This window comes from Rubripirellula lacrimiformis (assembly GCF_007741535.1).
GTDB classification, from domain to species: Bacteria; Planctomycetota; Planctomycetia; order Pirellulales; family Pirellulaceae; genus Rubripirellula; species Rubripirellula lacrimiformis.
In genome coordinates this window covers 1-12984 of record NZ_CP036525.1, presented here as the reverse complement: position 1 = coordinate 12984, position 12984 = coordinate 1, and the positions used below count along the sequence as shown (strand labels likewise).

At 56.7% G+C, this 12984-nt stretch carries 10 protein-coding genes; 5 read left to right on the top strand and 5 right to left on the bottom strand.

Going from position 1 to position 12984, the window contains the following annotated elements; translation table 11 throughout:
- Positions 1–16 precede the first annotated feature (16 nt).
- Both K227x_RS00050 and K227x_RS00045 read left to right on the top strand, forming a co-directional pair.
- The gene (locus tag K227x_RS00050) at positions 17–886 is read left to right on the top strand and encodes a sugar phosphate nucleotidyltransferase (protein WP_145167355.1); all 870 of its coding nucleotides are present in this window, start codon (positions 17–19) and stop codon (positions 884–886) included.
- Positions 883–4221, top strand: a complete 3339-nt coding sequence (locus tag K227x_RS00045; RefSeq protein WP_145167353.1) for a UTP--glucose-1-phosphate uridylyltransferase — start codon at positions 883–885, stop codon at positions 4219–4221. The genes K227x_RS00050 and K227x_RS00045 overlap by 4 nt, the downstream gene beginning before the upstream one ends.
- Positions 4222–4231: 10 nt before the next feature.
- Here K227x_RS00045 and K227x_RS00040 read toward each other — a convergent pair whose 3' ends face one another.
- On the bottom strand, positions 4232–4933 hold the full coding sequence (locus tag K227x_RS00040) for a YceH family protein (RefSeq protein ID WP_145167351.1): 702 nt from the start codon (positions 4931–4933) through the stop codon (positions 4232–4234).
- A 208-nt stretch (positions 4934–5141) separates the two neighbouring features.
- Between K227x_RS00040 and K227x_RS00035 the strand changes: the two genes are divergently transcribed.
- On the top strand, positions 5142–6773 hold the full coding sequence (locus K227x_RS00035) for a sulfatase family protein (protein ID WP_145167349.1): 1632 nt from the start codon (positions 5142–5144) through the stop codon (positions 6771–6773).
- Between the two features lie 113 nt (positions 6774–6886).
- Here K227x_RS00035 and K227x_RS00030 read toward each other — a convergent pair whose 3' ends face one another.
- Together K227x_RS00030 and K227x_RS00025 are read right to left on the bottom strand one after the other, a co-directional pair.
- Positions 6887–7522 carry a DNA-3-methyladenine glycosylase I gene (locus tag K227x_RS00030; RefSeq protein ID WP_145167347.1) on the bottom strand — a complete coding sequence of 212 codons (636 nt, stop codon included), beginning with the start codon at positions 7520–7522 and terminating at the stop codon, positions 6887–6889.
- Positions 7522–7881: a DUF721 domain-containing protein gene (locus tag K227x_RS00025; protein WP_246146388.1), complete on the bottom strand. Its 360-nt coding sequence runs from the start codon at positions 7879–7881 to the stop codon at positions 7522–7524. Before K227x_RS00025 ends, K227x_RS00030 begins: the two co-directional genes overlap by 1 nt.
- 312 nt (positions 7882–8193) lie before the next feature.
- On the opposite strand from K227x_RS00025, the gene K227x_RS00020 reads away from it, so the two are divergent.
- Together K227x_RS00020 and K227x_RS00015 are read left to right on the top strand one after the other, a co-directional pair.
- Complete coding sequence (locus K227x_RS00020; protein WP_145167345.1) at positions 8194–8685, top strand: ATP-dependent zinc protease family protein; 492 nt, start codon at positions 8194–8196, stop codon at positions 8683–8685.
- 152 nt (positions 8686–8837) lie between these two features.
- A complete protein-coding gene (locus tag K227x_RS00015) occupies positions 8838–10043 on the top strand; it encodes a RimK family alpha-L-glutamate ligase (protein ID WP_145167343.1) in 1206 nt (401 codons plus the stop codon).
- Between the two features lie 81 nt (positions 10044–10124).
- Here the strand turns inward: K227x_RS00015 and dnaN are convergent, their stop codons facing one another.
- Complete coding sequence (gene dnaN / locus K227x_RS00010; RefSeq protein WP_145167341.1) at positions 10125–11243, bottom strand: DNA polymerase III subunit beta; 1119 nt, start codon at positions 11241–11243, stop codon at positions 10125–10127.
- Positions 11244–11874: 631 nt separating this feature from the next.
- Positions 11875–12882 (bottom strand): helix-turn-helix domain-containing protein, encoded by a 1008-nt coding sequence (locus K227x_RS00005; RefSeq protein WP_246146387.1) that lies wholly within the window; start codon positions 12880–12882, stop codon positions 11875–11877.
- Positions 12883–12984 lie beyond the last annotated feature (102 nt).

Sequence of the window (12984 nt, the reverse complement as noted above, 5' to 3'; positions counted from 1 at the left end):
TCGAGCATCGACTGACATGCAGGTCCGCAAGGCCGTCATCACGGCAGCCGCCCCCGATCAAAACCGACTACCGCTGCAGCAGTTGGTCGACGCCAGTGGCGATGAAAAAACGGCACTCCAGTTGATCATCGAAGAAACGGTGGCGGCCGGCATCGAAGAGATCTGTCTGGTGATCAAACCGGGCGACCGCGAAGCCTATCAGTCGGCCGCCGGTGGCCTGTTACGCAGCCTGAATTTTGTCGAGCAGCCGGAATCAGCCGGTTATGCCGATGCGATCCTGCAGGCCAAATCATTCGTTGCCGACGAACCGTTTTTGCACTTGGTCGGCGATCACTTGTACGTCAGTGCCGTCGACGCACCCTGTGCCAAGCAGTTGGTCGAAGTGGCCAACGAATTCGAGTGTTCGGTATCGGCAGTCGAATCGACTCGCGAAAACAACTTGCCCTACTTTGGAATCGTCAGCGGCCCCCACGTCCCTCGCCGCGAACGTCTGTATGAGATCGAACGTGTGGTCGAAAAACCCACGCCTACCTATGCGGAACAAGAATTGGTGACGCCGGGACTGCGTGTGGGTCACTACCTTGGGTTCTTTGGGATGCATGTCCTGACCCCCGAGATCATCCCGCTGTTGGAACAGGTCCGCGATCAGGCCAGCACGGCAGGTGCCTCTGCGCCAAAACCTAGCTTGTCCGATGCTGCATCGCTGATGCCATCGCGAGGCCGCTATCTGGCCTACGAAATCCATGGGTCACGCTACAACCTTGGTGTCAAATACGGGCTGTTGAAGGCTCAGCTTGCCATCGGACTCTCTGGCATCGATCGAGAGCAGATTTTGACTGAAATGGTCGACCTGCTATCGCATCGTTTGGAGGCCAAGTCGGTATGACCAAGCGATCCACGCAAACCAATCCACTGATCGAAATCATCCTGTCATCGGACGACACGGTCCGCAACCGATCGCTGGAATCGGTTTGCAGCGGCGCGTCGATGCAACAGTTGTTGGACCATATCGATGCGCTCGATGCGTTCCGGCGGACAGAATCGAATCTGTACCATCGCGTTCGAGCGTTGTTTTTTCTGGCTGCGATCTATCGATATCATCTACCAAAATGCTTGCCGCCAACCAGCAGCGGGTTGATCCCACACGCCGGTTACGAACATCTGCTTTCGCGGCGGTTCTTGGAAGCCATCGATACCTTTCTGGAAACGCAGCGATCCGACGGGCCCAGCGATGCACTAGCCAGTTCGCTGGCACAGGCCTATCACCAGTTAGGATTTCAAACGCTGGCCGACCAGGTACGCCGCAGCGTCCGCAGTGTGCGAGGCAACCAATGGATGTTTCGCTTGGGGCATCCAGCCGATCATCCGCTGCGCGTTCATCACGATTTGATGAAGATCGATCCAGTCACGGGAACCGCTCCGCTGTTGAAGGAAACGACAGCGGTACGAATGGATTTTTCGCATAGTGCATGGAGCGACATTTTCTTTCTGGGAATGGATTTCCCCGAAGGCGCTCGTGTGCTGAACGTTTCGATCGACCTGGGCGTCCGCGGCCGCGACGATCGTCCCAAACCGCCGATCGAAACCTACCTGCGGATCATCGACCGCCCCGTCATTCGATTGACCAGCGTGGATCTGGGTGCATCGACAGAGGTCGAGACGATTTCCGAGATGTTCGATTTTGGACGGGACTATTTGGGGCTGTTGAAGGCGGCGGTGATTGCATCCGGAGTCGTGCCACCGGGACTCGAGGGATGCCGGCAAACGATCCCCGAACTGTTGGCTCGCATTGCCGGCCCTGGACGGGGCATCGAATTGGTCAGCAAGATCAATGACATCCCCAAGGGGTCACGGCTGGCTGTGTCGACCAACTTGTTGGGGTCGTTGATTTCGATCCTGATGCGGGCGACCGGCCAAATCGAATCACTGACCGGCCCCCTGACCGAAACCGATCGACGACTGGTGGCCGCCCGCGCGATTCTAGGTGAATGGATCGGCGGCAGCGGCGGTGGATGGCAAGATTCGGGTGGCGTTTGGCCGGGTATCAAACTGATCTGTGGCAGCACCGCCGGCCCCGGTGACCCCGAATACGGTGTTAGCCGAGGGCGGCTGATGCCCGTCCACCACGTGATGGGGGATGACGAAGCGTCACCGGAAACACGCCAAAAAATCCAAGACAGTTTGGTACTGGTCCACGGTGGGATGGCGCAAAACGTTGGCCCGATCCTTGAAATGGTGACCGAACACTACCTGCTTCGCAGCGAACAAGAATGGCGCGGCCGAGCCGAGGCGATGAAGATCCTAGACGAAGTCACCGATGCGATCCGCGAAGGCGACGTGCAACGAATCGGGGAAGTCACCACTCGCAACTTCGAAGGCCCGCTGCAAACGATCATCCCCTGGGCGACCAACCGATTCACCGATTCATTGATCCAACAATGCCGTGATCGTTACGCCGACCAATTCTGGGGTTTCTGGATGCTGGGCGGGATGGCCGGTGGTGGAATGGGATTCATCTTTGACCCGGCCATCAAGTCCGAAGCTCAGGACTGGCTTGCCGATGCCATGGTGAGCACCAAGCGTGAATTGCAAACCGCCCTGCCCTTCGCGATGGATCCGGTGGTCTACGATTTTGCCATCAACGACAATGGCACCTTCGCCGAAATGTTGACCGGCAACGATGCGGTCATGCCCGATCGGTACTACGCGTTGCTGTTGCCCCAGTTGCTGCGAACGCCGATGCGAGACCTGCCACCGGGCCGGCGTATCGAAATGGAACAGATCGGTCGCCGTTGTCACGATACGACAGGCAATGAAACGGCCCGACTGTTGCTTGGCAGCGTGTTGCCACAAGACCAGAAATCCAACGATCCATCCCAGTCGCTTCCCCAGGTGTTGGTCGACGCTGGTTTTGACCGGCAACAACATGAATTGATCCGCGAAGATCTGCGCAGCGGACGGATCGGACTGGCACAGAACCGACTACCCGCCGCCACCACGATCCGCGACGTCCAACCCGATCACGTGATCGACGTTCGCCAAGGCAGCGACCAAAAGTATGTCGATCTGGGCACGCGAGCGATCCGTGACGGAAAGATCGGGGTCGTCACGCTGGCGGCCGGCGTGGGCAGTCGGTGGACCGAAGGCGCAGGGGTTTGTAAAGCGTTGCATCCGTTCAACCGGTTTGCGGGACGACATCGCAGTTTCTTGGAAGCCCACTTGGCCAAGAACCGCATGACGACGGCCACCCATGGTGGATCGATCCCGCACGTTTTCACGACCAGCCATTTGACGGATGAACCGATCCGCGAACATCTTCGCCGTCATCAGAACTTTGGTTTCGATTCCGGTGTCCATGTTTCGACCGGTCGCAGCGTTGGGTTACGGATGATCCCCACCGTCCGTGACTTGCGATTTTTGTGGGAAGAAACCGCTCAACAAGTGCTGGACGAACAGCAACAAAAAGTCCGTGAAAGCGTGCGTCAAGCGTTGGTCGGTTGGGCCACCCAAAGCGGCCCTTGCAACGATTACACCGACAATGTCCCCAGCCAATGCATCCACCCGGTCGGCCACTGGTTCGAAGTCCCCAACATGCTTCGCAATGGTTTGCTAAGCCAAGTTTTGGGCCAGCAACCCGAACTGGAATATCTGCTACTGCACAACATCGACACCTTGGGTGCGAGCGTGGATCCGGGGTTACTGGGCCGACACATCGACGGCCAGCAAACCCTTTCGTTCGAAGTCATCGGACGCAGACTCGAAGATCGTGGCGGCGGGTTGGCACTGGTCGATGGCCGCCCACGATTGGTCGAAGGGTTGGCGATGCCGACCGAAAAGACCGAGTTTGATTTGACGTTCTATAACTCGATGACCACATGGATCCACATCGATGGATTGTTGTCAACGTTTGGTTTGACCCGTTCGGATCTAGCCAATCGCGTCAAAGTCGATGATGCCGTGCGCCAGATGGCCACTCGGTTACCGACCTATGTGACGCTAAAAGATGTCAAAAAACGTTGGGGCCACGCCCAAGAAGATATCTATCCGGTGGCTCAGTTCGAAAAACTATGGGGCGACATGACCTCGCTTCCCGAGATCGATTGCAAGTTCTTTGTGACGCCGATGCGCCGTGGCCAACAACTGAAATCCCAGGCTCAATTGGATCCTTGGAAACGTGACGGCAGCGCCGATTACATCGATTCGATTTGCAAGTGGTCCTGATTGCCGGTGATCAGCTTTCCAGTTCGGCGATTCGTTGCTCCAGTGCATCGATTCGTTCGTTCACGGTATCCAAACGAGCCATCAGGGCGTCCACGGGATTCGATGACGGTCCGCTGGGTTTGGATGTCGATGACGAACTAGACGACGCTGCTTCGGCGGCGGCCTGTTTTTCGATCCGCGCGTTCAGGTACTGTCGTTCGACAGGCGGATACAGTGTGTGAGCGTACATTTGGCCGCGTCCGGCGGGCGTGACCGCTTCGACCAACCCCTTGGCGATCAAATCATCGACACAGGTTTGGGTCGCCGCCAAGTCATCAAACGGATGCATCCGTGACGCTCGCGTCCGCAGTTCGCCGATCGTTTGTGGCCCACGGAGCAACAGTTCCGTGATCACCGCGGATCCCGGTCCGTCGATACCGAACCAATCGTACGCGGCGTGACGATACTTCACCGCCCGTCCACTGCCTTGAATCTCGCGAGCCGCACCGGCGGCTTTCAATTCGTCCAGTGCCAACAACACATCCTCATCGTCAACGTCCATCTTGGGCGAACGGTTCGACTTTTGATTGCTGCCACTGATCAGGGAAGCCAGCGTCAACGGATAGTTGTCAGGTGTCGTTTTAGCCTTTTCGACCAGGACACCCAGCACCCGCCGCGCACATTCCGATAATGGCCGGACCTTGTTTTCGTCACCGTCTGAATCGCTGCTCATGGAGGTTCCTTACTTGGATTCCTTGGATGGTGGAAACACTATCTTCGTGGCTAGAGGCCTGACCATGCAAGCGCCCAACCTTTTTCCTTCACTTGGACGATTCACTCTACGTGGATTGCCAATGTTCTTCGATCATTGATCCATTGCTGCTGACAAACCGTTATCTTGAATAGTCGTGATCGTCCGAAATCCACGCACAAGTCATACCATGAATCGCACAGTGATCGCCGTCACGGCGTTGTTGTTCTTTACCGCCCAGGCGTCCGCTGCCGATCGCCCCAACATTGTGATGGCGTTTGCCGACGATTGGGGAAAGTACGCCAGCGCCTACGCCGACTTGGAATCCGATAGTATCCACAGTGTCGTTTCCACGCCCCATTTTGACGGTGTCGCGAAAGAAGGGGTTCTGTTCACTCGCGCCTTTGTCAGTGCCCCGTCGTGCACGCCTTGCCGAAGTTCATTGTTGTCTGGCCAACCGTTTTGGCGATGCGAGCGAGCATCGATTTTGCAGGGTGCGATCTGGGATTTTTCGATCCCCGCGTATCCCCTGCTGTTGCAAGAAGATGGCTATCGAATCGGGCACACGTACAAGGTTTGGAGCCCCGGGACACCGGCCAACGCTCCGCACGGGGGCAAAGAAACCGCCTTCAATTCCAACGGTACGCGGTTCAACGGATTTTCGCAAAACGCGATGAAGAATCCAGATCGCGAAGCTGGCAAACAGGCACTGTTGGACGAAGTCCGCCGGAATGTTCGATCGTTTTTGGACGCCGATGACGATGGCAAACTGGATGGCGATTCCCCGTTCTGCTACTGGTTTGGACCGACCAATACGCATCGCAAATGGATCGCCGGTAGCGGAAAAGAGTTGTGGAATATCGATCCGGATTCGTTGAAGGGAAAGTTGCCACCGTACCTGCCCGACGTGGCCACCGTGCGTCAGGATTTTGCGGACTACCTGGGTGAAGTCCAAGCCTTTGATGCCGGCGTTGGCGTACTCATCAGCGAACTAAAACGTCTGGATACGTACGACAATACGATTCTGGTGGTCAGCGGCGATCATGGCATCCCCGGTGTGTCGCGCGGCAAATGCAACTTGTACGACCTAGGCACCCAGGTACCGCTCGCGATCCGCTGGCCGGCCGGTATCGAAAACCCGGGACGCGTCGTCGATGACTTTGTCTCGTTGCCCGATTTGGCACCGACCTTTCTGCAGGCGGCCCGATTGGACGCGCCTGATACGATGATCGCCCAGTCGCTATTGCCGTTGCTGCAGAGTGATCAGAGTGGCCAAATCGATCCTAGCCGCGATGCCGTCTTCACCGGCCGCGAACGTCACGTCGCCGCTGCCCGAATCGACAACAAACCGTACCCGCAACGTGCGATCCGAACTGACCAATACCTGTACATCATCAACTTTGAACCCGATCGATGGCCGATGGGAACTGGCCCTGGCTATGGTCAGGTGGGCGAACTTCCCGGCGTGGATCTGTTGCGCGAGAACACGTTCGCTGGCTTTGGCGACATGGATGCCAGTCCCACCAAAGCCTGGATCGTGCTGCACAAGAACGAAGATCCGCAGTCCTTTGACTTCGCGGTCGGTCGCCGGCCCCGGTTGGAACTCTATGACATCCACAGTGACCCGCACTGCATGACGAATTTGGCGGGTGATGTGAGGATGACCGACGTCCGCGAAAAGCTGGACAATCGATTGATGCGGTACCTGCGCTCGACCGGCGACCCTCGCGTTGCGGATGACGTGATCTTTGAACACGCTCCTTATACGGACCCGAATCGTCAGCCGAAGAAGTCGGTTGGGAAGAAACGGGCTGGAAAGTAGATCGGGTTGGGTCGCCCCTCTCACCCAGTCCTCTCCAAGTCGAACTTGGATCGAACCGGGGGAGAGGGGGCTTAAAAAGAGGGGTGGGGGTGTGGTGGGAGAATCGCTGTGGATTAGGGGCGGGTGAATGTTTTGCGGGCTTCTTGGATGGATTGCCATTGGTGGCAGGATTGGAGGTGGTCGTTGACCATGCCGGTGGCTTGCATGAAGGCATAGCAGGTCGTTGGACCGACGAAGCTCCAACCTCGCTTCTTCAGTGATTTGCTTAGCCGCGTGGACTCTTCCGTTTTGGCGGCGACTTCGTCGCGTGATCTTGGTGACCGTTGCGATGGTGGTTCGAATGACCAGAAGTACTTGGCCAACGATCCAAACTCGTCCAGCATCTCAATCGCCCGTTTGGCATTGTTGATGGTCGATTCGATCTTGCCGCGATGGCGTACGATCGATGCATCAGCGACCAGTCGATCGACGTCCGATGTGTCAAAGAGCGCGACTTGGTGAAAATCAAAGTCTGCGAATCCTTGTCGGAATGATTCACGTTTTCGCAGGATCGTGATCCAGCTTAGCCCGGCTTGGAAACCTTCTAAGCAAACCTTTTCGAATAGCCGTTGGTCATCATCCAGTGGCCGTCCCCATTGTTGGTCGTGGTATTCGACGTACAGCGGATCATCGCCGCACCACCAACACCGACCAACCCGCTGTGGATCCACGATCAAGTCGGCTGGCTTGGTGGGCGTTGGTTTGGCCATCAGGAACCTGCTTGGATTCGAAATCGAATGTCGGTCACCTTGTTACCAGACAAATCTTTTTCGAACCGGCGAAGAATCTGACGTTTTTGGAAATTCATTTCCTGCAGCGTCACCGAGTCCGACACGAACACCTGCAGTACTCCGGCCCGAAGATTCCCCACCTGGCACGACTCTGCTAACGCTTCGCCGACCGCCGCACGAATGGATTCCATCAGATGTTCGTTGACGCCGGTTCTGGCATAACCCCGCCGCGACATCAGTTGGCCGATCAACGATCCAATCCGACGAACACGTGGTTTGTCATCGGGCGAATCCGATGTTGGCGAGGTTTTGGATCGAGATTTTGAGCGTTTTGCCACGATCGAATCCAGTGTTTTACGGCGGACAGTCAATCCGAGGAACAGCGAGCCGTTAGAATCAACGGTCCAAACGGTCCTGGTGAATGTCGACACCGTCAGAAATGTCAAAACCGTCTGCGGAATCCGGACGCACCTGGGATCGAGTTGATTGTACGCTGTTGGTCCCGTAGCGAGCGAGGGCCGTTGGGGACGGTTCCCACAGCGCTGACATCCAACATCGTTTGCATCGGCCGCATTTACATCCGACACAAATGTGGTTCCACTTTGCCGAATCCCGAGTTGTACTTGAAGCTATTTTCTGAGGGTTTTCCGGTGTCCGATCTACCAACTTCCTCATCAAACGACACTCCGTTGGTGATCATTGGGTGGCGCGAATGGGTCGTTCTTCCGGATCTGAACATCGCCCACATCAAAGCCAAAATTGACACCGGCGCTCGATCGTCTAGCCTGCACGCGTTCGAAATCGAACCGTTCACCAAGGACGATCAGCGGTGGGTTCGATTCCAAGTCCATCCGATCCAACGTCGCGATGACTTGTCGATCGCCTGCGAGGCACCCGTCCATGATGTTCGCAACGTGCGAAGTTCCAGCGGCGCGACGTCCGAGCGGTTCGTCATTCTGACCACTGTTTCTTGGATGGGCGAATCCTGGACCGTCGACCTGACATTGGCCGATCGTACCGAGATGGGATTTCGGATGCTGGTCGGACGTGAAGCTGTTCGTGGCCGGATGTTGGTCGACCCCAGTCGGTCCTACTTTGGTGGCCGTCCGCCCCGTCGTCGACGGAAACACCTGCACCCCTAGTTTTCACCACCTTGGATCGCTTGCCACTTTGGATCACTTGGCCGAAGTCGATTGGTCCCGACCAGCACGTCGCCCCGATGGGCTGACGACGGTTGCTATCTGATTTTTATCTGCGTCGTTCTTTTCTTTCTTATCGGTCACTCGGCATCATCATGAAACTTGCCATCTTGTCGCGAAACAGGTCCTGTTACAGCACTCGGCGTCTTGCCGAAGCAGCCAGAAAACGCGACCACACCGTCAAGGTTCTGGACACCTTGCGGTTTTCGATCGACCTAGAAAAGGGCCAACCAGATCTCTTTTATCGATCCAAACAACTTAGCCACTACGACGCCATCGTCCCGCGGGTGGGTGCATCGATCACCTACTTTGGAACCGCCGTTGTTCGACAGTTCGAACAGATGGACGTGTTCACCGCCGCATCATCGGCAGGGATCGCGAATTCGCGTGACAAACTGCGATGTTTGCAGATTCTGAGTCGACACCAGATCGGAATCCCGCAAACCACCTTCGTGCGCGAAAAGAAGGACGTCTTGCCCGCGATCGAGCGTGTCGGTGGTGTTCCGATCATCATCAAACTGCTGGAAGGCACGCAGGGTGTTGGCGTGATCTTGGCCGATTCGGTCAAGATTGCCGAGGCGATCATCGAAACACTTCAAAGCACACGCCAAAACGTCTTGGTTCAAAAGTTTGTGTCCGAAAGCAAAGGCCGCGACATCCGTGCCTTTGTCGTCGGTGACCAAGTCGTCGCTGCGATGCGTCGCGTCGCCCAGGGCAGCGAATTCCGCAGCAACGTCCACCGTGGCGGAAAGACCGAACGCGTCGAACTGGACCAGGCCTACTGCGAAACCGCCGTTCGGTCTGCCCAGATCATGGGATTGCGTGTCGCCGGCGTCGATATGTTGGAAGGCAACGACGGACCCCAAGTGATGGAAGTCAATTCATCACCCGGATTGGAGGGAATCGAATCCTGTACACAGTTGGACATTGCCGGTGCGATCGTCGACTACATTGCCGCCCAAGTCGACTTTCCCGAAATCGACCTACGCCAACGTTTGACCGTTAGCCGCGGATACGGGGTCACCGAAATTCACATCCCCGACGGTTCCGACTTCATCGGAAAGACGATCGATCAATCCGGTTTGCCCGAACAGGACATCAACGTGTTGACCCTGTATCGCGGCGCCACCGTGATTCCGAATCCGCGTTTAAAGCGGACATTGGAACCCCATGACCGACTGTTGTGCTTTGGCAAACTCGATGCGATGCGAGGAATGATTCCTGAAAAGACTCGCAAACGTCGCCGTCCGAAGGTCAAGAAATTGTCGACCGACGTGGACGCGACTCGGCGTGAATCCTGAATCACGCCAGCACATAAGACAACGAGCGATGCCGCAACCGCTTACGCGCCTGCGGCTCTCGTAATCAACCGCCCGCCCGCATTAGCGGTCGCGAGCCATCGGCATGATCACATACCCGTATCCGTCGTCGGTCGTCAAAAGCGCTGGCGACGAACCGGATTCGATTTCCATGATGAAATTGGTCTCGTTGTCGAGCACCTTACAGAAATCGGCCAGGTATCGGTGGTCCATCGTCAAAGTGATCGATTCGCCGTCGTAAGCGATTGGCAGTTCGATCTGCGATTCCCCAATCTCCGCCGTGCTGGCTTCCAATTTCAACGTTCCATCGGCGAACGTGAAATCGATCCCACGACTCTCATGATCGGTCACAATCGCTGCCTGGCGAAGGGCGGCGAACAGCGGACCGACCGTCATGTCTAGCTGAATCGCACCTTCACGTTGTGGCAAAACCTGTCGCCAATTCGGATAGCGTCCTTCGACCAATCGCGAATAGATCACCGCCCGGCTGGTTCGCAGCAGCAGGTCATTGCTGCGTGCGGCGACGTCGACCGTTTCGTCTTTGTCCGACAAGGCCCGTTCCATCAACTGGATCGCTCGGGTCGGAACGATGGTTGTCGATCCGGTGGTTTGGTGGCCGCCAACCGATTCGCCGACACCTTCCATCCGAGCCAAACGTCGGCCGTCGGTACCAACGGCTGTGACGGTGGCTTCTTCCAATTCCAACAACACGCCACCGAGGGCATAACGGCTGCTTTCCGGGTCGGTGGCAAAAACCGTCCGCTTGACCATTTCGCGGAACAAGCGAGTGGGAAGAACGTGGTATTTGTTCTCGTCGAATCCTGCCACTGCTGGAAATTCATCCGGATCGTTGCCCGGCAATCGGTATTTACTGCGACTGCCCCGAACACGGATCCCTGAATCGTCGGTTTCCATCGAAATCGTCTCATCATTGCTTTCCCGAAGGATCGCCATCGTGCGTTGGACAGGCAGCAGCGCGGTGCCCTCCACTTCGATCTCGACGCCGTCTTCGAGTTCCAACCGGATGCCAACTTCCATATCGGTCGCCGTCAGCGTCAGTTTGCCGCCGGCTGCGGTGACCTTCACATTCTGCAGGATCTCTTTCGGCGATCGGGCCGGTGCGATACTGGCAGCAAGTGCGAAGGCGTTGGTCAGGGACTCACGTTGGCAAGTGATCTTCATGCGGTCACAAGAATCTCGAGAAGCATTGCGGAGCCAAACTCGGCTCGGTTTCATTCATTTCGACGGAGCCATGTTGTACCCCGTGAGTTCATCGAACGCATTAGGCCGTGATGATTCGATGAGTTGCTTCTGAATGGTCTCTCTTCTGAGATAGTTATTTATAATTAACGTCGTCATCGTAATACGTAGGCCAAAAGTGTCGACAACTTGGATTCTTGGTCCCTAACTATCGACAGCATTTGGACTTAGCGAGTTTGCACCATGGTGGAAAACCCGTTGATCCCCTGTTGGGATGCTGTTGCAAACCAGGGGTGAACCGAACACCGCCCGACACACCGACGGGAAGGTCGACATCCAAGCGATGCAAACTCCGACAGAATCCGAACATGGTTCGAACAACTTATCCACCGCCAAAATAGCCTCAGTTATGTCGATTTTATCAGCTCACCGATGCCCTGATGAAGCATTCATTCCCCACGTTTTGGGCGGTTTTTCGTAGCGCAGCTGGCCAAGAGTATCGGCCCAAGCTGTGGAATCACCGAAAGTCTTGGCGACTTCCGCTACGCGAGCGCCGGCAGAAAACGGTCGAAAGAGAAAGACACACACATCCCAAACGGATCGGAGGCAGGCTCTAAGCGGCGGCGGCCAGCTTCTCAGTGACTTCGTCCGCAGCACGCCGCAGGTCGGAATCGTTTTCCAGTAACGATTGCGTCTTCCGGATAGCGTGCAGGACGGTGGTGTGATCGCGACCGCCAAAGTGGTCGCCGATCTGATGCATGCTCTTCCCGGTCATCTGGCGAGCCAAATACATTGCCAGTGAACGGGCGCGGACCAGGTTTTGTTTCCGAGAACTGCTACGGATTTCGGAGGACTTCATTCGGAAATAGCGAGCCACGGCATTGGTGATCGAAGGCAGCGTCACTTCTTCGGTCGTACCGATCCGATCGATCGCCGACTGAATGGCCTCCATCGTGGGCCCGCTCTCGTGCATTCGGCACCACAGCGAAACCTGTTTCAGGGCGGCTTCGAGTGATCGAGCGGGAAGTTGGTCTTCCAAGCCGTCGTGCAGCACCTCCAACAGACCCTGTTCGATCTCCAGACCAAAATGCAGAGCCAATTCACGCAGCAATTGCAGCCGCGTAGCCCCGGTGGGAATCGCGATGGGGATCGTCAGTCCAGGCAACACGCGGCTGACCAACAACGGTCGCAGGCCACGTATTTCCGAGGGCAAACGACGGCAGGTCAGGATCGTCGCCATGCCGGCAGCGGTTCGTGATTCGATCCGCATCGCCAATTCATCTTGCGCAGCCGGCTTATCCGCGATCAGATGCAAGTCATCGATGACCAAGATCGGTGCATCGTTCATCTCGGATCGAAGCGGGGGCAGATCGTCGGCGGCCACCGCTTCGGCGTACTGGCGGGCGAAATCGATGGCCGGAAAGTGAACCACTTTGGCAGGCATCGAATCGATGGACTCGTGGACCGCTTGGCGAGCGGCCAAGTGCATCGCGATCGCAGTCTTTCCCGCACCGCTGGGGCCGATCAACAGGATCGGGTTGCCGAATTCGAACACCGATGTGTCGCTGGTCGAAACGAACGACACCAAACGGTTCTCTTCGCCGGCTATGAAGTACGGCAAAGACCCCGTCGTCAGGCGCGTATCACGACGCCGGGCTCGGACGGCAGGCCGTTCGAGCGGAAACGAGGTGACTTCGATTTGTTCTTCAACCAACGCGTTCAA